21 protein-coding genes and 1 pseudogene are annotated in these 22,575 nt (G+C 70.8%); 8 read left to right on the top strand and 14 right to left on the bottom strand.

The features are described from left to right. Positions 1-7: 7 nt before the first annotated feature. Entirely contained in the window at positions 8-1,702 is a 1,695-nt protein-coding gene (locus A5702_RS09970; protein WP_068220273.1) for a hypothetical protein, read from the top strand. On the opposite strand, the gene A5702_RS09965 is transcribed toward A5702_RS09970, so the two are convergent. Next, positions 1,682-2,848, bottom strand: coding sequence for a glycosyltransferase family 4 protein (locus A5702_RS09965; protein WP_068220271.1), 1,167 nt, complete (start codon positions 2,846-2,848; stop codon positions 1,682-1,684). The genes A5702_RS09970 and A5702_RS09965 overlap by 21 nt on opposite strands. 57 nt (positions 2,849-2,905) lie before the next feature. Between A5702_RS09965 and A5702_RS09960 the strand changes: the two genes are divergently transcribed. From A5702_RS09960 to A5702_RS09950, 4 genes are all read left to right on the top strand, one after another. Beyond that, positions 2,906-3,685: a class I SAM-dependent methyltransferase gene (locus tag A5702_RS09960; RefSeq protein ID WP_067817951.1), complete on the top strand. Its 780-nt coding sequence runs from the start codon at positions 2,906-2,908 to the stop codon at positions 3,683-3,685. A gap of 45 nt (positions 3,686-3,730) precedes the next feature. Then, complete coding sequence (locus tag A5702_RS09955; RefSeq protein WP_055404532.1) at positions 3,731-5,200, top strand: aldehyde dehydrogenase; 1,470 nt, start codon at positions 3,731-3,733, stop codon at positions 5,198-5,200. Between the two features lie 251 nt (positions 5,201-5,451). Next, positions 5,452-5,583: a hypothetical protein gene (locus A5702_RS27140; RefSeq protein ID WP_255353617.1), complete on the top strand. Its 132-nt coding sequence runs from the start codon at positions 5,452-5,454 to the stop codon at positions 5,581-5,583. 89 nt (positions 5,584-5,672) lie between these two features. Continuing rightward, on the top strand, positions 5,673-6,239 hold the full coding sequence (locus A5702_RS09950; RefSeq protein ID WP_055404545.1) for a TetR/AcrR family transcriptional regulator: 567 nt from the start codon (positions 5,673-5,675) through the stop codon (positions 6,237-6,239). Positions 6,240-6,243: 4 nt separating this feature from the next. Here A5702_RS09950 and A5702_RS09945 read toward each other — a convergent pair whose 3' ends face one another. From A5702_RS09945 to A5702_RS09915, 7 genes are all read right to left on the bottom strand, one after another. Continuing rightward, positions 6,244-6,540 (bottom strand): hypothetical protein, encoded by a 297-nt coding sequence (locus A5702_RS09945; protein ID WP_055404531.1) that lies wholly within the window; start codon positions 6,538-6,540, stop codon positions 6,244-6,246. After that, on the bottom strand, positions 6,537-8,030 hold the full coding sequence (locus A5702_RS09940) for a class I adenylate-forming enzyme family protein (protein WP_067817945.1): 1,494 nt from the start codon (positions 8,028-8,030) through the stop codon (positions 6,537-6,539). The genes A5702_RS09945 and A5702_RS09940 overlap by 4 nt, the downstream gene beginning before the upstream one ends. 96 nt (positions 8,031-8,126) lie before the next feature. Continuing rightward, a complete protein-coding gene (locus A5702_RS09935) occupies positions 8,127-8,903 on the bottom strand; it encodes a crotonase/enoyl-CoA hydratase family protein (RefSeq protein WP_055404527.1) in 777 nt (258 codons plus the stop codon). Positions 8,904-9,008: 105 nt separating this feature from the next. Continuing rightward, positions 9,009-10,418 (bottom strand): wax ester/triacylglycerol synthase family O-acyltransferase, encoded by a 1,410-nt coding sequence (locus A5702_RS09930; RefSeq protein ID WP_068220268.1) that lies wholly within the window; start codon positions 10,416-10,418, stop codon positions 9,009-9,011. Between the two features lie 44 nt (positions 10,419-10,462). Further along, positions 10,463-11,641, bottom strand: coding sequence for an alpha/beta hydrolase (locus A5702_RS09925; RefSeq protein WP_055401069.1), 1,179 nt, complete (start codon positions 11,639-11,641; stop codon positions 10,463-10,465). A gap of 179 nt (positions 11,642-11,820) precedes the next feature. Further along, the gene (locus A5702_RS09920) at positions 11,821-12,489 is read right to left on the bottom strand and encodes an SAM-dependent methyltransferase (protein WP_068220266.1); all 669 of its coding nucleotides are present in this window, start codon (positions 12,487-12,489) and stop codon (positions 11,821-11,823) included. A gap of 158 nt (positions 12,490-12,647) precedes the next feature. Next, on the bottom strand, positions 12,648-13,433 hold the full coding sequence (locus tag A5702_RS09915; RefSeq protein WP_369817888.1) for an alpha/beta fold hydrolase: 786 nt from the start codon (positions 13,431-13,433) through the stop codon (positions 12,648-12,650). 106 nt (positions 13,434-13,539) lie between these two features. Here A5702_RS09915 and A5702_RS09910 point away from each other — a divergent pair, with 106 nt between their 5' ends. Beyond that, positions 13,540-14,439: an alpha/beta hydrolase gene (locus tag A5702_RS09910; RefSeq protein WP_068220263.1), complete on the top strand. Its 900-nt coding sequence runs from the start codon at positions 13,540-13,542 to the stop codon at positions 14,437-14,439. Between the two features lie 7 nt (positions 14,440-14,446). On the opposite strand, the gene A5702_RS09905 is transcribed toward A5702_RS09910, so the two are convergent. From A5702_RS09905 to A5702_RS09895, 3 genes are read right to left on the bottom strand one after another with little or no spacing between them, the layout of a single operon-like run. Beyond that, positions 14,447-15,751, bottom strand: coding sequence for an amidohydrolase family protein (locus A5702_RS09905; RefSeq protein WP_068220260.1), 1,305 nt, complete (start codon positions 15,749-15,751; stop codon positions 14,447-14,449). Beyond that, positions 15,745-16,935, bottom strand: a complete 1,191-nt coding sequence (locus A5702_RS09900; protein WP_068220257.1) for a CoA transferase — start codon at positions 16,933-16,935, stop codon at positions 15,745-15,747. The genes A5702_RS09905 and A5702_RS09900 overlap by 7 nt, the downstream gene beginning before the upstream one ends. 17 nt (positions 16,936-16,952) lie before the next feature. Beyond that, positions 16,953-17,954: a MaoC family dehydratase gene (locus A5702_RS09895; protein ID WP_231965033.1), complete on the bottom strand. Its 1,002-nt coding sequence runs from the start codon at positions 17,952-17,954 to the stop codon at positions 16,953-16,955. 30 nt (positions 17,955-17,984) lie between these two features. On the opposite strand from A5702_RS09895, the gene A5702_RS09890 reads away from it, so the two are divergent. After that, the gene (locus A5702_RS09890) at positions 17,985-19,130 is read left to right on the top strand and encodes an acyl-CoA dehydrogenase family protein (RefSeq protein ID WP_068220289.1); all 1,146 of its coding nucleotides are present in this window, start codon (positions 17,985-17,987) and stop codon (positions 19,128-19,130) included. Between the two features lie 116 nt (positions 19,131-19,246). Further along, positions 19,247-19,690 (top strand): CD225/dispanin family protein, encoded by a 444-nt coding sequence (locus tag A5702_RS09885; protein ID WP_055401079.1) that lies wholly within the window; start codon positions 19,247-19,249, stop codon positions 19,688-19,690. A 7-nt stretch (positions 19,691-19,697) separates the two neighbouring features. Here the strand turns inward: A5702_RS09885 and A5702_RS09880 are convergent, their stop codons facing one another. The 3 genes and pseudogenes from A5702_RS09880 to A5702_RS09870 all read right to left on the bottom strand — a co-directional run. Then, positions 19,698-20,594, bottom strand: a complete 897-nt coding sequence (locus A5702_RS09880) for an enoyl-CoA hydratase/isomerase family protein (RefSeq protein ID WP_068220286.1) — start codon at positions 20,592-20,594, stop codon at positions 19,698-19,700. A 47-nt stretch (positions 20,595-20,641) separates the two neighbouring features. Then, positions 20,642-22,159 carry a fatty-acid--CoA ligase FadD4 gene (gene fadD4, locus A5702_RS09875; protein ID WP_068220250.1) on the bottom strand — a complete coding sequence of 506 codons (1,518 nt, stop codon included), beginning with the start codon at positions 22,157-22,159 and terminating at the stop codon, positions 20,642-20,644. Positions 22,160-22,396: 237 nt separating this feature from the next. Beyond that, positions 22,397-22,575 (bottom strand): annotated as a pseudogene (locus A5702_RS09870) (diguanylate cyclase); the annotation flags it as partial.

Genomic DNA, 22,575 nt, shown 5'->3' with positions numbered 1-22,575 from the left:
CCGCCGCGTGCGCTGGACCCGGCCCGGTTACGCGTTGGTCCTGGCGCTGCTGGTGGTCGGGCCGCTGCTCAAGCCCGGTTACCTGCTGCTGCGCGACGCCGTTTCCACGCCGCGCTCGTACGTCTCCGACACCGCGCTGGGGTTGTCGGCGGCGCCGCGGGCCACGCCGCAGGACTTCGCGGTGGCGCTCGCCTCGCACGTGCTGGACGGCGGCGTGGTGGTCAAGGCGCTGCTCGTGCTGGGGCTGTGGCTCGCGGGGTGGGGTGCGGCCCGGCTGGTCGCGACGGCGCTTCCCGACGCGGGCGCGCCCGGGGAGCTCGTCGCCAGCACCCTGGCGATCTGGAACCCCTACCTCGCCGAGCGGCTGCTGCAGGGTCACTGGAGCCTGCTGCTCGGCTACGGCTGCCTGCCGTGGGTCGCGGCGGCGATGTTGCGGCTGCGGGCGTCGTCGTCCTCGTTCTTCGGGCTGGTGTTCTGGATCGCGCTGGCCGGGCTGACGCCGACCGGTCTGCTGCTCGCCGCGACCGTCGGGCTGGTGTGCGTGGCCGCCCCGGGGTCGGGCCGGTCCCGGCCGCTGTGCGCCGCGGCGGCGTCGGCCGCCGCGCTGGTGGCCGCGCTGCCGTGGCTCACCGCGTCGGCCCTCGGCGCGTCGCTGGCCTCCCACACGGCGGCGAACACGCTCGGGGTGACGGCGTTCGCGCCGCGCGCGGAGCCGGGTCTGGGCACGCTGGGCACCTTGGCCAGCCTCGGTGGCATCTGGAACGGCGAGGCCGTGCCGATCTCGCGGACCACGTCGTTCGCGGTGGCGTCGGCCGTCGTGCTGCTGGGCGTGGTGGCGGCCGGGCTGCCGACCGCGGTGCGCCGCCCGGCGGTGCGACCGCTGCTGGTGTTGGCGGCGGCGGCCGTGCTGGTGCCGGCCGCGCTGGCGACCGTCCCGGGTTTGCACCTGCTGGGCGCGTTGGTCGACGCCACACCGGCGTTCGGGGTGTTGCGGGACGGGCAGAAGTGGGTGGCGCTGGCCGCGCCGGGCTACGCGCTGGCGGGGGCGGGCGCGGTGGTGACGCTGCGCCGGTGGGTGTGGCCGGCTGTCGTGGCGCCGGTGTGCTGCCTCGCCCTGGTCGTCACACTGCCGGACCTGGCCTGGGGCGGGTGGGGCCAGCTGTCGCCGGTGCGGTATCCGAGCGGGTGGGCCGCGGTGGCCGCCGCGATCAACGAGCGGCCCGGGCCGGTGGCGGTGCTGCCGGCCGGCACCATGCGGCTCTACACCTGGTCGGGCCGCGCGCCGGTGTTGGACCCGCTGCCGCGCTGGGTGCGCGCCGACGTGCTGAGCACCGGCGACCTGGTGATCTCGGGAACCGTCATCCCGGGCGAGGGCAATCGCGCCCGCGCGGTGCAGCAGTTGCTGCTGGCAGGGCCGGACCCGGCCGCCCTGGCCCCGGCCGGGGTGGCGTGGCTGGTCGTGGAGTCGGACTCCGCCGGCGACATGGGGGCGTCGGCCCGCACCCTCGCCGCGCTGACGCCGGTCCACCGCGACGACGGGCTCGCGCTCTATCGCATCGGCGGTGAGGCGGCCACGGTGTCCGCCGGCGCCCGGACGGCGACGCTGATCGCGCATCTGGCGTGGCTGGCCGCGCTGCTGGCGGGCGGTGCCGGCGCGGCGGTCGGCGCGTGGCGGCGCCGGTCAGCCCCGGCCGCTGACTAGGCCGCTCACCGGGTGGCCCGCCCGCACCGCCTCGAGGACGGTGCGCATCGCATCGGCGCTTTGCCGCCACGAGAATTCCCCGCTGCGGGTGTGCGCCTTGGCGCCGAGTTGGTCGCGCAGCACCGGGTCGGACAGCAGCTCCTCGAGGCGATCCACCAGCTCGGCGTGGGTGTCGACCAAGATGCCGGTCACCTCGTCGACGATCGAGTCGGACAGGCCGCCCGAGGAGCGGTAGCCGATGGTCGGCACCCGGTGCTGGGCCGCCTCGACGACCGCCAGGCCCCAGCCCTCCTTGCGCGAGGGCAGCAGCTGCACCCAAGAGCTTTGCAGCACATGGTGTTTGGTCACGTCGTCGACGTGGCCGTGGAACGTCACCGCGTCGGAGATGCCGAGCCGGCGGACGTGGTCCACCAGCCGCTGGCGCCACCAGCCGTCGCCGACGATGTCGAGGTGCAGACCCGGGATGCGCGGCCGCAGCTGCGCGACGGCCTCCAGCGCGTCCTCGATCTGCTTGTGCGGCACCAGCCGCGACAGCACCACCACCCGCGGCGTGGCGGCGCGCGGGCCGGACAGCGATCGCGCCGGCGCCTCGTCGAGGCCGTTGCGCACCACCGCGATTCGCGCGTTGTCGACGCCGAGGGTCACCAGGTCGCGCGCCGACGGCAGCGACACCGTGACGTACTGGTTGCGCCGGTTCAGCCGCGGCGACAGCGTCGACTCGACGAACCAGCCGAGCCGGCCGAGCACCGGCCCGGCCACCGGCCACTGCTCGCGGTGGCAGTGGTGCACCAGCACCACCACCCGCCGGCCGTACACCAGCCGGGCGAGGAACGGCAGGCCGTTCTGGGTGTCGACGACGACGTCGGGCCGCACCCGACGCAGCGGTCCGAGCCCCAGCCGCGCCGCGGCCATCGCGAGCAGGGCCCAGACGTAGACGGAGTAGCGGCCGCCGGCGCGGTCGATGCGGACGCCGTCGACCAACTCACGGCGGGGCACGCCCGGGTATCGGGCGGTGCGCAGCGTGACGGCGATGCCCGACGCGGCCAGCTGTGCGCCGATGCGCTGCAAGTAGGCCTCGCTGCCGCCGCCCTGGGGATGGCCGGTATCGCGCCAGCACAGCAGGAGCACGGAGCGCAGATCGGACATCACTGGTCAGCCTAGCTTGCGGGTGAGTGTGGCCTCGGGGCTGCGTAGGGTTGGCCGGTGGCCGCGACCCGGCATCCGACCCAAGTCTTCGCTCGGCGGGCGACCCTGGCCCGCGCCCTGCGACTGCTCTCCGAATTCCGCTTCGAGCAGTCGGACCCGGCCCGGTTCTACGGGGCGCTGGCCGCCGACACCGCCGCGATGGTGAGCGACCTGTGGCTGGGCGCGCGCGGCGAGCCGGGGGCGGGCCGCACCCTGCTCGACGTCGGCGGCGGGCCCGGCTACTTCTCGGCCGCCTTCGCCGACGCCGGGATCCGCTATGTCGGCGTCGAACCCGACCCGAGCGAGATGCACGCGGCCGGCCCGCCGACCGCCGGGGGTCCCGGGAACTTCGTGCGCGCCTCGGGCATGGCGCTGCCGTTCGCCGACGATTCGGTGGACATCTGCCTGTCGTCCAACGTCGCCGAGCACGTGCCGCGGCCGTGGCAGCTCGGCGCCGAGATGCTGCGGGTGACCAAGCCCGGCGGCCTGGCCGTGCTCTCCTACACCGTCTGGTTGGGCCCGTTCGGCGGGCACGAGATGGGCCTGACCCACTACCTCGGCGGCGCCCGCGCCGCCGAGCGGTACGCCCGCAAACACGGGCGCCCGGCCAAAAACAACTACGGGTCGTCGTTGTTCGCCGTGTCCGCGGCCGACGGCCTGACGTGGGCCGCGAGCACCGGGGCGGCGGTGGCCGCATTTCCCCGCTACCACCCCCGATGGGCGTGGTGGCTGACGCGCGTGCCGGTGCTGCGCGAGTTCGGGGTGAGCAATCTGGTGCTGGTCCTGCAACCCCAATAGTGAAACGTGTTCTCGTTTCGCGTCGGCTTGGGTAGGGTGGCGCGCATGACCGAGGTTAAGACCGAATACGACAAGCTTTTCATCGGCGGCAAGTGGACCGAGCCGTCGACCGACGAGGTGATCGAGGTGCGCTGCCCGGCCACCGGCGAGTACGTCGGCAAGGTGCCGCTGGCGGCGGCCGCCGACGTCGACGCCGCCGTCGCCGCGGCCCGCGCCGCCTTCGACAACGGCCCCTGGCCCACCACCCCGCCCAAGGAGCGGGCGGCCGTGATCGCCAACGCGCTCAAGTTGATGGAGGAGCGCAAGGACACGTTCACCCAGCTGCTCGCGGCCGAGACCGGCCAGCCGCCCACCGGCATCGAAACGATGCACTGGATGAGCTCGATCGGGGCGCTGAACTTCTTCGCCGGCCCCGCGGTCGACCAGGTCAAGTGGAAAGAGATTCGCACCGGCGGGTACGGGCAGAGCATCGTGCACCGCGAGCCCATCGGCGTGGTGGGGGCGATCGTCGCGTGGAATGTGCCGCTGTTCCTGGCCGTCAACAAGCTGGGCCCGGCGCTGCTGGCCGGCTGCACGGTGGTGCTCAAACCGGCCGCCGAAACCCCGCTGTCCGCAAACGCTTTGGCGGAGGCCTTCGCCGAGGCCGGCCTGCCGGAGGGCGTGCTGTCGGTGGTGCCCGGCGGGATCGAGACCGGGCAGGCGCTGACCTCCAACCCGAACGTCGACCTGTTCTCCTTCACCGGGAGCTCGGCCGTCGGCAAGGAGATCGGCCGCCGCGCCGCGGAGATGCTCAAGCCGTGCACCCTGGAGCTCGGCGGGAAGTCGGCGGCCATCGTGCTCGACGACGTCGACCTGCCCTCCGCCATCCCGATGCTGGTGTTCTCCGGGATCATGAACACCGGTCAGGCCTGCGTGGCGCAGACCCGTATCCTGGCCCCGCGCTCGCGCTACGACGAGATCGTGGACGCGGTAAGCGCTTTCGTGCAGGCGCTGCCGGTGGGCCTGCCGTCCGACCCGGCCGCCCAGGTCGGTTCGCTGATCTCGGAGAAGCAGCGCGCCCGGGTCGAGGGCTACATCGCCAAGGGCATCGAGGAGGGCGCGCGGCTGGTGTGCGGCGGCGGCCGTCCCGAGGGCCTGGACGGTGGATTCTTCGTGCAGCCAACGGTTTTCGCCGACGTCGACAACAAGATGACGATCGCCCAGGAGGAGATCTTTGGGCCGGTGCTGAGCATCATCCCCTACGACACCGAGGAGGACGCGATCAAGATCGCCAACGACTCGGTGTACGGCCTGGCCGGCAGCGTGTGGACGACCGACATCCAGCGCGGCATCGAGGTCTCGGAGAAGATCCGCACGGGGACCTACGGGATCAACTGGTATGCCTTCGACCCGTGTTGCCCGTTCGGCGGCTACAAGAACTCCGGCATCGGCCGCGAGAACGGCCCCGAGGGCGTGGAGCACTTCACCCAGCAGAAGAGCGTCCTCATGCCGATGGGCCACACGATCGAGGGCTGACGCCCGGCGCGGAGCGTGCACCCACCTGCGCAGTGGGTGCACGCTCGGCGTTTCGGGCCCGGCCGGCGCTCAAATTATGCAAAAGAGCATAGAAACCTGCCGGTTACGCTCTGGTAAACCGTGCGTCCAGACGGCGTGCGCGGACATTTCCCGTGCTTCAGCACTTACATAGGGAATAGATTTGCTTACTAAACCGATGTCTTATATGCTTCTAAGCATAATCATGGGCGGCGCTAAGGCCGGGAGAGAACATGTGGATCATCGAGCTGAACATCGGCGGCTATCAATTCACCCGCGAGATGCCCGACCTCAAGCGCCGGACTTTCCGCTTTAACCCGCGCAGCATGCATTGGCCGGCACTTCGGCATTCTCACGCTGCATGATGTTAGCCACGGGAGGCACGAGAGTGGCGACCACGAGCGAAGCAGTGCAGGACCTCGCCCCGACGAAGCGCGGCGGCACGCGCAAGAAGATGCTGGCCAGCGCCGCAGAGGTGATGCGTGAACGCGGCGCCGCCGGGGTGACCATCGACGCGGTGCTAGCCCGCAGCGGCGCGCCGCGCGGCTCCGTCTACTACCACTTCCCCGACGGCCGCAACCAGATCCTGATCGAGGCCCTGCGCTATTCCGGTGACTCCATCACCGCGATGATCGACGACGCCGTCGACCAGGGCGCCCGGGTGCTGCTGGGCAAGTTCGTCGAGTTCTGGGAGCGCCTGCTGACCGAGGGCGGCTTCAACGCCGGCTGCCCGGTGGTGGCCGCGGCGATCGGCTCGGACGACACCGATCCCAAGCTTTCCGAGGAGGCCGGCGCCATCCTGGGCCGCTGGTGCGCCGCCTTGACCCGGGCGTTCACCCACGACGGCTTCGACGAGCCGTGCGCCGCGTCGCTGGCCATGATGTCGGTCGCCGCCCTGGAGGGCGCCATTGTGCTGTCCCGTTCGAGCGGCAGCATCGATCCGCTGCGCCAGGTCGGCGATCAGCTCGAATTCCTGATCAAGGCAAGGGAATTCGTGCTCCGCAACAATATCGGCGAGTAACGCCTCAGTCGCTGGCCGGCAGCGGCTTGACCTCCTTGAGTTGCAGCGCGGTCTGACCGACGCTCAGGCTGCCCGCGCCCGGTTTGGTCACCAGCACCTCGGCGCCGGTCTCGTCGACGTAGCGCTTGCCCATCACGGTGCCGCCGGCGAAGGCGGGGTCCAACTCGCCCGACCGCTCGCCGCCTATCGGCACCATCGGCGCACCGCCACAACGCAGGTCGTCGAGGCTGTCGGCGCTCCTGACGACGATCACCTGCGTGTCACACACCTGGCTGGCCAGGCGGGTTCCATTCTTGATCATGCACGTAGCCCTTCCAGCGTCTCGATGATCTCCCGGCGAAGTACCTTGCCGGTGGGGGTCGTGGGCAGCTCGTCGCGAAACACCACCCGGTCCGGGGTTCGCGACCCGCGCAAGCTTTTACGGACATGCTCGCGCAATTCCTCGGGGTCCGGTTCCGCGCCGGGGCGGGGCACCACCACCGCGACGATCGCCTGGCCCCACTGCGGATCCTCGACGCCGACCACGGCGACGTCGCGCACGTGCGGATGCTCGACCAAGACTTCTTCGAGCTCGGCGGGGGCGATGTTCTCGCCGCCGCGGATGATCGTGTCGTCGCTGCGCCCGCCGATGAACAGGTAGCCTTCCTCGTCCAGCATGGCGATGTCTTTGGTTGGGAACCAACCGTTTTCGTCGAGCACCGAACCGATCCCGGTGTAACGTCCGGACACCTGCTCACCGCGGACGAACAGCTCGCCGGTCTCGCCGGGCCCGAGCACATTGCCGTCCTCATCGCGAATCTCGATCTCGATGCCGGGCACGGGCCTCCCGACCGACGCCAACCGCCGGGCGGCCTCGGGCGTCTCCGCGCCCTGCGCCGCCCGGTGGTCGTCGGGGGTCAGCACCGCGATGGTCGAGCTCGTCTCGGTCAGCCCGTAGGCGTTGACGAAGCCCACCCCCGGCAGCAGTTCCAGGGCCCGGCGCACCAGCGGCAGCCCCACCTTCGAACCGCCGTACGCGAGGTTGCGCAGCGACGGCAGCTCGTGGCCGTCGGCCTCCAGCGCGGCGACGATGCGGTCCAGCATGGTGGGCACCACCGTCGCGGTGGTCACGTTCTCGGCGTTGATCAGCCGAACCCATTCCTGCGCATCGAAATTCGGCAGGTACACCATTTTGCGGCCGGCGTACAGGTTCGACAGCGCGGCGCCCACCCCGGCGATGTGATAGGGCGGCACGCAGATCAGCGCGGCGTCGCTCTCGGCGGCCGATTCGAACTCCACCGTGCCGGTCACATAGCTGGTCAGGTTGTTGTGCGACAGTTCGACGGCCTTGGGCTGCGACGTGGTGCCCGACGTGAACAGCACGATCGCGACCGAGTCCGGGTCGGGGAATTCCGCCGCCGGCTCGTTGTCGCGCGCGGCCGCCAGGAACTCGTCGGTGGTCATCAGCCGGCCCGCGGCGTCGCCGACCATGTCCCGGTAGCGGCCGTCGACGATCACCAGCGGTTCGGGCAGGCGATCGATGAGCGCCTGGATGCCGTCGGCCGACAGCCGGTAATTGATCGGGGTGAAGGCCACCCCGGCGCGCGCGGCCGCGAAGATCAGCACCGGCAGCGCCGCGCCGCCGGTGCCCACGTAGACCACGTGCTTGGCGTTGGATTCCGCAATCACCCCGGCGCCGCCGTCGGCGAGATCGCTGAGCTGCTGGGTGGTCAGCCGCAGGTCACCGGAGACAACCGCCGTGCGATCGGGATTGCTCGACGCCGCCATCTCCAGCAGCAACGAAATACTCACGCTTGCACTCCGGTATCAACGCGTTACAAAGCTGGCCAAAAGTGTCATGCCCGACTGTAGTTTAACCACGCCGAGGCCGGGCCGCGGACCGCGGCCTCAGCTGCCCGTCCAGCGCGGCGGACGCTTCTCGGCGAAGGCGATCGCCCCCTCCTTGGCGTCGTTGGACGAGAACACCGGGGCCAGCAGCTTGTTCTGCTCGGCGAACATCTCCTCGGGGCTCCAGCCGCGCGACTCGACGATGATCCGCTTGGTGGCGGCCACCGCGAGCGGCCCGTTGGCCGCGATCCGCTCGGCGAGCGCGATGGCCTCGTCGAGCGCCTTGCCCGGCTCGGCCAGCACGTTGACCAATCCCAGCTTGTGCGCCCGCTCGGCCGGCAGGTTGTCACCGGTGAGGGCGAGCTCCATGGCGATGGCCGACGGGATGCGCTGCGGCAGCCGCAGCAGCCCGCCGCCACCGGCGACCAGTCCGCGCTTGACCTCCGGGATGCCGAAGGCCGAGTCCTTGGACGCGACGATCAGGTCGGTGGCCAGTGCCAACTCGGTGCCGCCGGCCAGGGCGTAGCCCTCGACGGCCGCGATGAGCGGTTTGACGGGCGGACGCTCGGTGAAGCCCATGCCGCGACCCTCGACGATCGGCAGCTCGCCCCGCGCGAAGGCCTTGAGGTCCATGCCCGCGCAGAAGGATCCGCCGGCGCCGGTGAGGATGCCCACCGAGAGGCCCGGATCGCCGTCGAGCCGGTCGACGGCCTCGGCTAGGCCGTTGGCGACCGCGGCGTTGACCGCGTTCTTGGCCTTCGGCCGGTTGATCGTGATGATCAGGATCCGGTCCCGCTGTTCGACCAGGACTTCGGGTTCGTTGGCTTCTTCGCTCACGGTGCTCCCACAGCTTCATCGGATAGGGACGGCTGCTGTGATGTTAGCGGTCGGTTAGAACGCCATTGACGCCAGGCGAGAGTGACATTTCCAACGGCCCGCCGGTCAGGCCGGCGCCATCGCCGCTTCGACGACGGTGAGCTCCTCGGAAAGCCCTGCGGCCCTGCGTATTTCGATGAAATCGGCGACCATGGCCTCGGTCACCTCGTGAGGGTCCTTGAGCGTGGCGCCGTCGGACAGCACGGAGATGTTGAGCTGATCGACGTAGCTCCACACGGTGATGTTCAGCCCGCTGCCGGCGGTCAACGGACCCACCGAGTAGATCTCGGTGACCAGCGCGCCGCCCACCCGGCCGCGCTGTCGCGGCCCGGGCACGTTGGAGATGTTCAGGTTGAGGATCTTGTTGTGCCCGTCCCGGCCGGAGGCCCACCGGAAGAACGCCTGGGTGGGGGCGGGCGGCATGTAGGCCGCCCAGCGGCTGACCAGCTCCGGCCCCATCAGCTGGTTGCTCTCCTTGGCGGCGATGGCGTTCTCGTGGCTGCACCGCACCCGCTCCAGCGGATCGTCGGAATCGGTGGGCAGGCCTACCAGCACGCCGGTGAAGCGGTTCCCGGAGATCCGGTCGGGCGAGAAGTCGAAACTCATCGGCACCGACGCCAGGAGGGGTTCGGCCTGGCCGTCGTAGCGCAGCAGCAGCGTCCGCAGCGCCCCGGCCGACATGGCGAGCACCATGTCGTTGATCGTCGCGCCCAGCCGCTTGCCGGTCTCCTTGACGTCGGCCAGCGCCAGGGTGGCGGTGGCGAACCTGCGCTCGGGGGTGATCTTGTGGTTGATGAAACTCGGTGGCGGCTCGAACGGCCGGCTCAGCTCCGGGGACAGCTTGCGGGAGCTGCGCCGGACCCGGCCGAGCCCCTGGGCGGTGTAGCGGATGGTCCCGGGGATCCGTCCGACGTGGCGGAGGTGATCGGCGAACGCAGAACTCATCAGCTGCCGGGTGGTGGGCGGCGGATCGCACACGTACGGGCCGCCCTCCGGCCCCGGCTGCAGGTCCATGCCGCGGGCCAGCAGGTTGGCCGACGCGACGCCGTCGGCGAGCGCGTGGTGGATCTTGCCGACCACCGCGATGCGGTTGTTGGCGAGGCCCTCGACGAAGTACATCTCCCACAGCGGGCGGCTGCGGTCCAACGGCGTGCTCGCGATGCGCCCGATGGCCTCGTCCAGCTCGCGCCGCCCGCCCGGCGCGGGCAGCCGCAGCGGCCGGATGTGGTAGGAGAGGTCCACCTCGCAGTTCTCCCGCCACATCGGATGGTGTAGCTGGAACGGTATTTCGACCAGCTGGTAGCAGAACGGCTCGAGCTTGTTCAGCCGGCCGCGGATGACCTCGCGGAACGTGTCGATGTCGAAGTCATGCCGATCGGGATCCAGCTCGACCACAGCGGCTTTGATTGTGTGCATGTGCACGTTCGGCGTTTCGCTGTACAGCAGAACCGCGTCCCACCCGCTGAGCCGTTTCACCCCTGCCCCTTACCCATAGAGGGACCATACTCAGCGGCGGCAGTTCAGATAACCTCTTTGGCCGCGTTCGTCTTGGTGCGATACACCTGGTTGAGGAACAGCGACGCCGCGTGCGCCGCGGCGCCCGCCCGCTCCCCGTCGATGAGGTCGTACCCGTGGCCCGCGCCGGGCAGCTCCAGGTAGCCGACCATCGAGTGGGAGACCGCGCGCATCCGGTCGACGAAGCTGCGCGCCTGCTCGACCGGGATGACGCTGTCCCGGCTGCCGTGAATCACCAAGAACGGCGGGGCGTTTCGGTGCACGCGCGCCATCGGCGACGCGTCGCGGAACAACTCCGGGTGACGGTCCATCCGCTTGCGGACGACCACCCGCTCGAGGAAGTCGACGAACCGGTCCCGCTCGGGAGTCGAGCGGTCCTCCCAGTCGTAGCGGCCGTAGATGCCGACCACGGCATCCACCGAGGTGTTGGCGCCTTCGGGCAGCTTCGCGTGGTACTGCGCGTCGTCGGGGGTGAGCCCGGCCAGCGCGGACAGGTGGCCGCCGGCCGAACAGCCCGCCACCGCGACGAAATTGCGGTCACCGCCGAACTTGTCGACGTTTGCCCGCGCCCACGCGATCGCCGTCTTGACGTCGACGATGTGGCGCGGCCAGCGGTGATGCGGGGCGACGCGGTAGTCGATCGCCAGGCAGACCCAGCCCTGCTCGGCCAGCCGCGACATCAGGGCGGAGCCCTGCCCCATGCACCTACCGTGCACCCAGGCGCCGCCGGGCACGAAGATCAGCACCGGCGCGGGCTGCGCGGGCAGGTCCTTGCGGCGCCAGACGTCGAGCACCTGCGCGGGGTGGTCGCCATAGTGGACCGCGCGACGGTGCAGGTAGCGGCGCTGGCGCAACCCGTCCCAGATCGGGGGCGTGCGCAGCGCGGCCGGCCACTCCAGTTCGAGGTCCGCGGCGGACACGATGCCGCGCAGGGCCGCGACGGACACGTCCTGCAGGCTCGCCCCGTCCTGGGGCCGGGCGGCGTCGCCGTCCGACGGCCGCTGCTCCTTGCGCCCTGACAGGAAGTCGTTCGCGTGCCGGGCTCCCCAAATGCCCATCGCGGTGAGTCCGCCCAGGGGCTCGAGGTGCTTACCGACCACCGGCAGCGAAGCGCTTGCGACGCTCAAGGCCAGCGCGTAGTCGCCGGGACGGGCCCGCAGCAACCATTTCGCGCACGAACTCATACTCGGCCTCCTTGCCGTCGTGTGAGGGCAGCGTACCCCCGGCCCCAACTTCGAAACTGACGTTTGAGCCGACGGCACGCGCGGCGTTGCAGAAACGTCCCGCGCGCAATTGCTCTGTGACAAGTCGACCTGTTCAAAACCTTGGCAGCGTTTGCTGTCCGAGACCCGTCGCGACACGCTCACCTGGCGGCCAGGCACGCGATCACCCGGCCGCCGATCAGCCGGCAACCGGTCAGCGTCAGGCCGACCTGCGCGGCGAGCCCGGCGGCGCTGTCCACGCCGACCGACGCCCAGCGGAACCAGGGCCCGACCTCGCGCGCGGACTCCAGCCGCACCCAGCGCGAACGGACGCCGATGTCCTCGGCATCGAACTCGGCCACGCAGCGCCCGCCCCGCGCCAACAGCTCGGTCGCCCGCCCCAGGATGCGGCGCGGGTCTCCGCCGAGGCCGACGTTGCCGTCAACCAGCAGCACCGTGTGCCAGAGCCCCATCGCGGGCAGCGGGTCGAACACGTCGCCCAGCAGCACCGGTGCGCCGCCGCGGCCCGCCAGCCGGATCGCGGCCACCGAGCGGTCGATGCCCAGGGCCGGTATCCCCCGCTGAATCAGCCGGGCCACCAATCGGCCCGGCCCGCAACCCAATTCGATGGTCGGCCCGGTGCACATCTGCGTGACGGCTTCGTCGAAGTCTTCGTCGAAGGCGTCACCAGATCCATCACCGGGACACACGTCATCCGGACATCGCACGCCCAACCAGCGGTGCGCCGGCAGCGGCCGAAGCTCGCCGTCGTCGTGGCGGATCCAACATCGCTCGCCGCCGAGTGCCCGATCGTAAAGATGACCCAGCATTCACGTCCCTCGCGTCCTGCCCAACCGGGCGGCCCGCGCTCGGTCCCGACGAGGGACGTTGCGACGACGAACTAGCAACAGCTGCACGCTGACACACGCTCGTCAGCATTGCTCCGATACCCGGATCTTCGACCGGTTAATCCAAGGGTTCTCACGGATCAGCCGCCGAACAGGAAGGCGTCCAGCACGTCATTCACCCGGGCGGGGTCCTCGAGCGCCGCCAGGTGTGCGATCCCGTCGAGCACGCGGAAGGCCGCGCCGGGGATCGACTCGGCCATGGCCCGGGTCTCCGCGACCGGGAACGTGGCGTCCTCCGCACCGGCGACCACCAGGACGGGCACCGTAATCGTTCGCAGCAGGGCGTGCTGGTCGGGCCGGGCGGGTACCACGCTGCGGACCGCCCACCGCGCCGATTCGATGTTGACCGCCCGCAGGTTCGCGCGCACGGCGTCCACCACGTCGGGCCGGGTGCGCAGCGTCGTCGGGCCGACGAAGGCGCGCAGCGCCGACCGCGTCAGGGGCGGCCGGATCCCGCCCAGCAGCGCCGCCACGCGCAGCATTGCCGCGTACTTCGCCTTCTGAACGGCACCGGCTTTCGACGCCGTGCAGTTCATCAGGACGGCGCGGTGCACGCGGTCGGGATAGTGGGCCGCGAAGGTGGCGCCGATCATGCCGCCCCACGAATTGCCGACGAAGTGGGCGCGGTCGATGCCGAGCCCGTCCAACAGGTCGACGACGCAGCGGGCGCAGTCGGCGAAGGTGAAGCCCGACCCGAGGGGCTCGCTGCCGCCGTGGCCGGGTGGGTCGATGAGCACCAAGCGGTGGGCCTCGCCGAAGCGCGCGGCCTGGCCGGCCCACAGGTCCCCGGTCATCAGCAGGCTGGGCCACAGCAGCACGGCGGCGCCGGTGCCGGGGGTGACCTGCACGCGGATCTTGCCGAGCACGGTGTCGACGAACCGCGGATTCAGCCGCGGGGCGTTTCCGCTCACGTTGCCTCCCGGTATCACTGATACCAGGTTTCGCCCGTGAGGCGTCGGGGATACTGATGCGGTGCCGCACACCGAAGTTCATCCCGACCTGCAGCGGATCGCCCGTTTCGCCCCCCGCCGCCTGGTCGGTCGCCGGACCCTGCCGATCATGCGGGCCAGCATGGCGTTGCGCGAACGCCTGGGCAGGCCCGCCCGCGACGTCGAGGTGATCACCCTGGGTTCGGGGGCGGGCGTCCGGCTCTTCCGGCCGGCGGGCCTGGCCGAGCCGTCCCCGGCGCTGCTGTGGATCCACGGCGGCGGGTACGTGATCGGCACGGCCAAGCAGGACGACCGGCTCTGCAGCAAGTTCAGCCGGCGCCTGGGCATCATTGTCGCGTCGGTGGAATACCGCCTGGCACCGGAGCATCCGTACCCCGCCCCGCTGGAGGACTGCTATTCGGCGTTGACCTGGCTGGCCGGGCTGCCGTCCGTGGACCGCTACCGGGTGGCGATCGGCGGCGCGAGCGCCGGCGGCGGGCTGGCGGCGGCGCTGGCCCTGCTGGCACGAGACCGTGCCGAGGTCAGCCCCGCGTTCCAGCTGCTGACCTATCCCATGCTCGACGACCGCAGCTCGGCCACCGGCCGCAGTCCGAACTACCGGCTGTGGGACAACCGCAGCAACGAGTTCGGTTGGTCGGCGTACCTCGGCGACGCCGACCCGTGGGTGGCCGTGCCGGGGCGGCGCGAAGACCTGAGCGGCCTGCCGCCGGCCTGGATCGGGGTCGGCACGCATGACCTGTTCCACGACGAGGACCTGGCCTACGCCGAACGCCTGGGCGCCGCCGGGGTGCCGTGCCAGGTCGAGACCGTTCCGGGCGCCTTCCACGGCTTCGACCTCGTCGTGCCCAAAGCGCAAGTGTCGCAGCGGTTTTTCGACAGCCAGTGCGGCAGTCTGCGCGCGGCTCTCGCCCTCGCGGCGTGATCGCCGGTCACATCGCGAAGTAAACGAGCTCGCCGCCGATGACGGTGGCCGCCACCATGCCGGCGTCGAGCTCGGCCAGCGCCGTGTCCGGGGGCTCGCTCAGCACGCAGAGGTCCGCCGGCTCACCGACCGCGACCGTGCGCGGCTGTGCCGGCCGGTCCGGCCGGCCCAGAAACATCGTCAAAGCCGTTCGGGCGGGCACACATTCGTTCGCATTGAGCACCGCACCGCCGGGAGTGGTGCGGTGGACGGCGGCGCGCATGGCCGTCCAGGGGTCGCCGTGACCGAACGGCATGTCGGTGGAAAAGGCCACCGGCACTGCCGCTTTCGACAGGGAGGCGACCCGCCAAAGCGCGGGATGCTCGGCGGCGGGAACGTCTGCGAGGTAGTGATCGCCGCGCTCGGCGACGAAATTGGGCTGGGTCACCACCGTGACGCCGAGCTCGGCCAGGTCGGCCACGTTGTCGTCGGGCACCACGGCCGCGTGCTCGATGCGGTCCCGCGGATGGCCGCCGGCCGCCCGCAGTGCCGCGATGGTGACGACCAGTTGGGCGGCGGTCACGCAGTGCACGGCGACCGGCCGGTCCTCCCGGTGGTGCCCGGCGATCCAGTCCGCCAGGCCGTCCAGGTCGAGGCGGTCGTCGTGCAGGATCTTCTTGCTCGGGGACAGGAAGCTTGGCCGCGGCCGAAACTCGCCGCGCCGGTGCGCCACCATCAGCGACACCATGTCATCGGCGTCGAGATCGGGGGTGGCGTCGGTGACGCCGGTGACACCGGTCGCGGTGATGCGCCGGCCGAGTTCGGCCAGGTCGCTCTCGCGCCGCTGCAAAAGGTCCGACCAGCCGTGGTCCGCGCTGCGCAGGCGCCCATCGGGATGGTCGGCCAGCCCGACGCGGCCCAGCGCCTCGGAGTTGAGGATCCACAGCGCACCGCTGCGATGCTGGATGCGCACCGGGACGCGCCGAACCATCGCGTCGAGGGCCGCGCGGTCCAGGTCACCGGCCACCGATTCGTGATAGCCGACGGCGCGGATCCACCCGTCGGGTCCCGGCGTGGCATTCGACAACAGTTGAGTCAGTTCGGTTTTGGTGCTGACCCCGGGTGGGCCGACGAAGAACGAATCCAGCGCGGAGGCGGCCGAGCGCACGTGCACGTGGTGGTCGTGCAGGCCGGGCAGGACGAGTCCCCCGCCGGCGTAGAGCACGCTCTCGCCGTGCTCGGCCACCAGGGTCTCACCCATTTCGTCGATCCGGTCGCCGACCCTGATGTCGGTGGTCGTACCGTCCAGCAGGGTAGCGCGCCGAATCAGCATGGGCTACAGGCCCGTTCGGAGATCAAGCGGCGCACGGCTTCGTTGTCGGCACCCAGCCGGGCCGCCGGCCGGGACGCCGGCGGGATCGGCGGCGGCGGCGCCGGCCGGTTCGCGACCGACGCTTGCGTGGGCACTGCCGCGTAGCCGGCGCCGACGGCGGCCATCGAGATCTCGATCAGTTCGCCGCCGCCGCGGCCCAGCGATTCGGCGATCGCCCGGGTGGCGTCCAGCCCCGTCAGCGGATCGGCGATGGCGTCGCCGCAGAACACCGGTCCGTCGGCGGCGACGCCGACCAGCCCGCCGGCCACCGCGGCGTCGTCGCCGAACGCGGGCCGGCCGTCCTCATGGCCTTTGATGCGCAACCAGATTCGCCCCGCCCGCGGCTCGGTCTGGTCGGGCCCCAGCCCCCGCCGGGTCAGCGCCGCGGGGCGCGAGCCCTCGATCACGACGTCGGCCGCGGCGAGCAACGCGCGCAACTCGTCGGCGTCAGCATCGAAATCCAGGCAGTACGAGAGCTTTTCACCGTTCATCCAGTCGAAGAACGCCGGGTTGCCCGCCCGGGTGCCGTCCGGGCGCGCCGGGCTCTCGACCTTGACGACGGTCGCTCCGGCGCGCGCCAGCAGCTGTCCGCACAGCGGACCCGCCCACATGGACGACAGGTCGGCGATCAGCAGGCCACCGGCGTCGCGGGCCGGCCCGCGGACGCCCAAGGGTCGCGTCCGGGGCGACGCGGCCGCCGCTTCGCCCAGGGCCGCCGCGGGGATGTCGAGCAGGGCCGCGCGCTCGACGATCGCCGAGCGCGGTTGGGTTGCGGCCCAGTGCCGCAGCGTCGGCCAGGGGTCGTCGGGCACGTCATCGGTTTGCACCAGCGCGGGGACGGCCGCGGCGTCGTCGGGGCGTGACAGCGTGATCGCGCACCAGCCGTCCGCGGTGACCAGCAATCGGGTGGCACCGCCGGCGGACACCCGGCCGCCGCGGGTGAGGCCCAGCAATGCGGCCCGCCCGGCCAGTAGTCCGGCGGCGTCGACGGTGATGCCCAGGCGCTCGCCGGCGGCCGCGGCCACCCGCCGGGCGCGGGTCAGCACGCTGGCGCGGGAGAAGTCGGGCGGCCCGTCCGGCAGGCCGGTCAGGTAGGCCAGCCCGCTACTGCCCCACATCGACGCGGCCGAGCTCACGCCCCCCATTGTGCTCGCGGGTCTCCTCAGAACTGCAGCGCGCTGAATCGCCAGTCCAACACCGCGCGATCCGGTTCGCCGACGGCGTAGACGAGCGACCGCAGCCCGAGCACGCCCCCTTGGGCGGTCGGCTCGGCGGATTCGACGTGCAGCTCGCTGTACAACGTGTCGCCCTCGTGCACCGGTCCGGTGTGGTCGCAGGATTGCCAGCCCAGCACCGTCACCAGATTGGGCAGCATCCTGCTCGCCTGCGCGAGGGCCAGCCCGATGGTATGGCCGCCGTACACCAGTCGGCCGCCCGCGACGCGCGAATCATGGTGTGTCGCGGCGATATTCAGGGTCAGCCGGGCGAGCTCCGGCGCGCCGCTGACGACGTCGCCGGTGCTGTGCAGCACCGCGCCGGCCAGACCGGGGTCGAAATGCGGGCCGGGCACCTTGCCGCGGAACGCGGCGCCGTCCCACGTCGCGGTCGGGTCGGCCGCGGGGCCGGGCGCGTCGGTGCCGATGGCGGACAGGTCGTCGGGCGGCGCGGCGTCGGCCGCGGGCCGCCAGCCGGGGCCGGCGGGCAGCATGCCGCATCGGTAGAAGTCGAGCACCAACCGGTCGTCCTGGTCGACGGTGGTCATCCGCAGCGCCGCCAGTCCGGTCGGCGCCCGGCCGGGCTTCGGCGAATTGGGGCGCAGCCCAACCACTTCCGTGCGGGTATAGAGGGAATCGCCGATCACCGGGAACCGGTGGAACACCAGCCCGCGATAGAACAGGTTGGCCTTGACCCGCTGGGTGGCCAGCGTCGACTGCCCGATCGCCACGTCGCACACCAGCGCCGGATGCGCGAGCGGGGCGGGCAGGCCGGTGACGGCCGCGCACAGGTTGGCGTCCAGCGCGAGCCGCAGCCGATCGCCCACGATCGCCTGGTGGGCGGCGGCCAATCCCGACGACAGCGTCGCCGCGGGCGCCCAGTCGAAGACCTGACCGACCGAAAGGTCGTCGAAGTAGGGCCCGCCCTCCCGTACACGCGCATAGGTCACGGGGCCAATATGGCACATGTGAGAAGTGAGCTGAACGACGAAGAAGAGATGCTGGTCGCCACGGTGCGGGCGTTCATCGACCGCGACGTGAAGCCGACCGTCCGCGACGTCGAGCACGCCAACACCTATCCCGAGACGTGGATCGAGCAGATGAAGCGGATCGGCATTTTCGGCCTGGCCGTCCCCGAGGAATACGGCGGGTCGCCGGTGTCGATGCCGTGCTACGTGCGGGTCACCGAGGAGCTGGCCCGCGGCTGGATGAGCCTGGCCGGCGCGATGGGCGGACACACCGTGGTGGCCAAGTTGCTGACGCTGTTCGGCACCGACGAGCAGAAGCGGGCCCACCTGCCGGCGATGGCGACCGGCGAGCTGCGGGCCACCATGGCGTTGACGGAGCCGGGCGGCGGTTCGGACCTGCAGAACATGACGACCACCGCTGTGCCTGACGGCTCCGGGGGCTTGCGCATCAACGGGTCCAAGACGTGGATCAGCAACGCGCGGCGGTCGGGGCTGATCGCGTTGCTGTGCAAGACCGATCCACAAGCCACCCCGCGCCATCGCGGCATCTCGATCGTGCTCGTCCAGCACGGGCCCGGCCTGACGGTGTCGCGGGACCTGCCCAAGCTGGGCTACAAGGGGGTCGAGTCCTGCGAGCTGTCCTTCGACGACTTCTGTGCGCCCGAGTCCGCGGTCCTGGGAGGCGAGCTGGGCGAAGGCTTTTCGCAAATGATGAAGGGCCTCGAGACCGGCCGCATCCAGGTGGCCGCCCGCGCCCTCGGCGTGGGTACGGCGGCGCTCGAGGACGCGCTCGCGTATGCGCAGCAACGGGAAAGCTTCGGAAGGCCCATCTGGAAGCACCAGTCGGTCGGCAACTACCTGGCCGACATGGCGACCAAGCTGACCGCGGCGCGGCAGCTCACCCGCTACGCCGCCGAGCGCTACGACAGCGGTGAACGCTGCGACATGGAGGCCGGCATGGCCAAACTCTTCGCCTCCGAAGTGGCGATGGAGATCGCGCTGAACGCGGTGCGGATTCACGGCGGGTACGGCTACTCATGCGAATACGACGTGGAGCGGTACTTCCGCGACGCGCCCCTGATGATCGTCGGCGAAGGCACCAACGAGATTCAGCGCAACGTGATCGCCGGGCAACTCGTGGCGCGGGGCGGCATCTGAGCGCGAGTCCGAATGTGCGGGCTTGACGACGACGTGTGCTGTATCCTTGCCTGACTTATCCGCCAGCAAAGCGGCGGGCGGGTAAAAGCTACTGCGTCGAAAGAAAGTCGGCTGCCATGAGTTATCCCCCAGGGCCATACGAGGGCTCGCCGGAGTTTCAGGGTCAGCCGCCCGAATGGCAGGGCCAGCAGCCGGGCTGGCAGGCGCCGCAACCGGGTTATCCCGCGCCGCAACCGGGTTACCCGGCGCCGCAAGCGGGTTGGCCGGGCCAGGCCGAGCCGGACAACTACCTCGTCTGGGCCATCCTGTGCACCGTGCTGTGCTGCCTGCCGTTCGGCATTGTCTCGATCGTGTACTCCACCAAGGTCTCCGGGCTGTGGTCCCAGGGGCGGTACGCCGAGGCCCAGGCGGCGGCCGACAGCGCCAAGAAGTGGGCCATCATCGGCGCCATCGTCGGTGTCGTGTTCGCGGTGATCATGATCATCCTGTATGTGGCCATCGGCGTGATCGCCGTCTCCAACCTGCCGTCGACCACGACCACCACGTATTCGGGCTTCTGACAACGCTTTAGGCGCAGACGGCGTCGACCAGGCCCCAGGCCAGCGCGGTCTGCGCGTCGATGGTGCGGCCGGACAGCACGAGATAGGCGGTGCGCCACCGGCCGATCCGGCGGGTGACGCTCAGCGTCCCGCCGGCGCCCGGGATCAGGCCGAGCTGCAGTTCGGGTAGCCCGAACACCGCGTCGGCCCGCGCGGAGACCCTGCCGCAGAACGCCGCCATCTCCAGCCCGCTGCCCAGCACGCGGCCGTGCACCTCCGCCCTGCAGGCGCGGCCGAGCCGGGCGGTGAGCGCGTCGAGGGCCAGCGCGGGGCTGTGCCGGGTGCGGGCCAGGTGCGCGCTCGCCGGGTCGGCGAAGGTGCCGAATTCGGCGAGGTCCCCGCCGCTGCAAAACGACGGCCCGTTGCCGCTCAACACGATCCCGGTCACCGAGGGGTCCAGCTGCGCGACGGTCAGCGCCTCCAGCAGCGCGGCCCGGGTGTCGGTGGAGAAGGCGTTGTGGCGCTGCGGCCGGTTGAACGCGATGCGCAGCGTGTCACCGTCGCGCTCCGCCCGCACCGGATCGGCGATGTCGGGCACTTCGGCCGGGCCGCGTTCGCCCAACCAGCGCGCGAACTCGGGACCCGCCTGCAAGGTCGAGTAGGCCAACGATTCGGTCAGGACGGCGGGCAGCGCCGGGCCGGCGGGATCGATCGCTCGTAAGACGTCGTCGCACACGGCGCTTGCCCGCGGCCACCGCCCGCAGCGCTCGGTGAGCGCGGCCAGTGCGTCGGGCACCGAGTCGACGACGATCACCCGGCGGTCCGCGCAGTCGCCCTCCTCGGTCAGCGTGAATGTCGCGTTCTGGAGCCAGAATTCGGGGGCGCCCGCGACTTGCCCCACGGCGACGACCACCCCCGCGGGCATGACGTCGCCGGTCGGCGCCGGCTCCGCCAGGTCGACGATCCGCAGTGTCACACCGAGTACTTCTCGATCAGCCCGTTCTTGTAGAGCTTGCCGGTGTCGGTGCGCGGAAGCTGCGCCTCGAACGCGATGGAGCGCGGACACTTGTAGTGCGCCAGGCGATCCCGCAGCCACGACACCAGCTCGTCGGCGAACCTGTCCGTGGCGTCCGCGGGGTCGACGGTCTGCACGGCCGCCACGACCCGCTGCCCCATCTCGTCGTCGGGCACGCCGAATACCGCCGCGTCCAAGACCTTCGGGTGAGTCACCAAGAGGTTCTCGGCTTCCTGCGGGTAGATGTTCACCCCGCCGGAGATGATCATGTGGTGGCGCCGGTCGGTGAGGTACAGGTAGCCCTCGTCGTCGAGGTAGCCGATGTCGCCGACGGTTGCCCACCCGTGCCTGGAGCGGGAGGCGGCGGTTTTCGTCTCGTCATTGAGGTATTCGAACGACATTCCGCCCTCGAAGTAGATCTCGCCCGCCTGCCCCGGCGGCAGCTCGTCGCCGTTCTCGTCGAGGATGTGCACGGCGCCTGCCATGGGTTTGCCCACCGAACCCGGATGCGCCAGCCAGTCCTCGGCCATGATCAGCGTCGACCCGTGGGCTTCCGAGGAGGCGTAGTACTCGTCGATGATCGGGCCCCACCAGTCCATCATCTGTTTCTTGATCTCGACCGGACAGGGCGCCGCCGCGTGCATCACCCGCTGCAGGCTGGACAGGTCATACGAATTGCGCACCGCCTCGGGCAGTTTCAGCATCCGGGTGAACATTGCCGGGACGAACTGGCCGTGCGTGACGCGGTAGCGCTGGATGGCCTGCAGGCAGCCCTCGGGGTCGAACTTCTCCAGCACCACGGTCGTGATGCCGCCCGCCTGCGCGCTCATCGACCACACCGACGGCGCGGTGTGATACAGCGGCGCGGGGCTCAGGTAGATCGAGTCGGGCGTCATCCAGAAGCCGACGAGTGCGGACATCATGCCGGGCGCCTCCGCCGGCGGCACGTGCGGCAATTTGCGTTTGATGCCCTTGGGCCGGCCGGTGGTGCCCGACGAATACTGCAGCAGGTCGCCCTCGAGCTCGTCGTCGATCGGCGTGTCCGGCTCGCCCGCAACGCATTCGGGGTAGCGCTGCCAACCGTCGAGGTCGTCGTCAGCGATCAGCAACAGTTCGGGCAGGCCGCCCGGCAAGTGCTCGGCCAGGTTCTCGCAGGTTTTGCGCAGCGCGGCCGACCCGATGATCGCCTTGGCGGCGCTGTTGTCGACGATGTAGGCGGCCTCGGCCGCCGTCAGGTGGGTGTTGATCGGCACGTAGTACAGGCCGCTGCGGCGCGCGGCCCACATGACCGCGTGGATGTGCTCGTTGTTCTCCATGAGGATCGCGACCGCGTCACCCTCGGTGAGGCCGGCCCGCCGGAAGTAGTGCGCCAGCCGGTTGGCCCGCGCCTCCAGCTCGTCGAAGGTGATGACGGTGCCGGACGGGTGAAGAATGATCGCGGGCTTGCCCGTCCCGAGATACTCACGAATCTGCATGCGCAGACTGTACCGCCGAAAAACTTGACGGGTGTCAAGTGGTTGCTGAAATCCCGGTCATCGGCGGATTCGCCGCCCCCGGCGCGTTCGCCGGTACGGTACATTGCCCCTACGCCGCCGGTTTGCTGGCGCGACGGGTTCGGAGGTGCACATGGACACGGTGCCCGCCGCGTGCTGTTCCCCCACCGGCCAATTCGGCGTGTACGACTATGTCGACGGCATGGAGCGCCTGCTGCAGGCGGTCCAGGAACTGTCGCTGGCGCGCAGCACGAACGTGGCCCCGTCGCAGCCGGTGAGCTCGCGCGCCGAGGTCCGCACGATGCGCTGGATCTCCGGAAGGCTGCGCGCCAGCGACAGTTCCTGGACCGCCTGCAGCAGGCGGTCCATGCCGTCGACATAGTCGTACACGCCGAATT

Source organism: Mycobacterium sp. E3339 (assembly GCF_001666915.1).
Classification (GTDB): Bacteria; Actinomycetota; Actinomycetes; order Mycobacteriales; family Mycobacteriaceae; genus Mycobacterium.
Note: the sequence above shows the minus strand (reverse complement) of the source record. Positions and strands in the feature narration are given on the sequence as shown.

What these genes read in the sequence shown, in the direction of transcription:
- A5702_RS09945 (WP_055404531.1), bottom strand. Translation starts at nt 6,540, where the DNA reads ATGATCAAGAATGGAACCCGCCTGGCCAGCCAGGTGTGTGACACGCAG.
- A5702_RS09920 (WP_068220266.1), bottom strand. Translation starts at nt 12,489, where the DNA reads ATGCTGGGTCATCTTTACGATCGGGCACTCGGCGGCGAGCGATGTTGG.
- fadD4 (WP_068220250.1), bottom strand. Translation starts at nt 22,159, where the DNA reads ATGCAGATTCGTGAGTATCTCGGGACGGGCAAGCCCGCGATCATTCTT.
- A5702_RS09925 (WP_055401069.1), bottom strand. Translation starts at nt 11,641, where the DNA reads ATGAGTTCGTGCGCGAAATGGTTGCTGCGGGCCCGTCCCGGCGACTAC.
- A5702_RS09955 (WP_055404532.1), top strand. Translation starts at nt 3,731, where the DNA reads ATGACCGAGGTTAAGACCGAATACGACAAGCTTTTCATCGGCGGCAAG.
- A5702_RS09965 (WP_068220271.1), bottom strand. Translation starts at nt 2,848, where the DNA reads ATGTCCGATCTGCGCTCCGTGCTCCTGCTGTGCTGGCGCGATACCGGC.
- A5702_RS09900 (WP_068220257.1), bottom strand. Translation starts at nt 16,935, where the DNA reads ATGGGGGGCGTGAGCTCGGCCGCGTCGATGTGGGGCAGTAGCGGGCTG.
- A5702_RS27140 (WP_255353617.1), top strand. Translation starts at nt 5,452, where the DNA reads ATGTGGATCATCGAGCTGAACATCGGCGGCTATCAATTCACCCGCGAG.
- A5702_RS09880 (WP_068220286.1), bottom strand. Translation starts at nt 20,594, where the DNA reads ATGCCCGCGGGGGTGGTCGTCGCCGTGGGGCAAGTCGCGGGCGCCCCC.
- A5702_RS09905 (WP_068220260.1), bottom strand. Translation starts at nt 15,751, where the DNA reads ATGCTGATTCGGCGCGCTACCCTGCTGGACGGTACGACCACCGACATC.
- A5702_RS09885 (WP_055401079.1), top strand. Translation starts at nt 19,247, where the DNA reads ATGAGTTATCCCCCAGGGCCATACGAGGGCTCGCCGGAGTTTCAGGGT.
- A5702_RS09950 (WP_055404545.1), top strand. Translation starts at nt 5,673, where the DNA reads ATGCTGGCCAGCGCCGCAGAGGTGATGCGTGAACGCGGCGCCGCCGGG.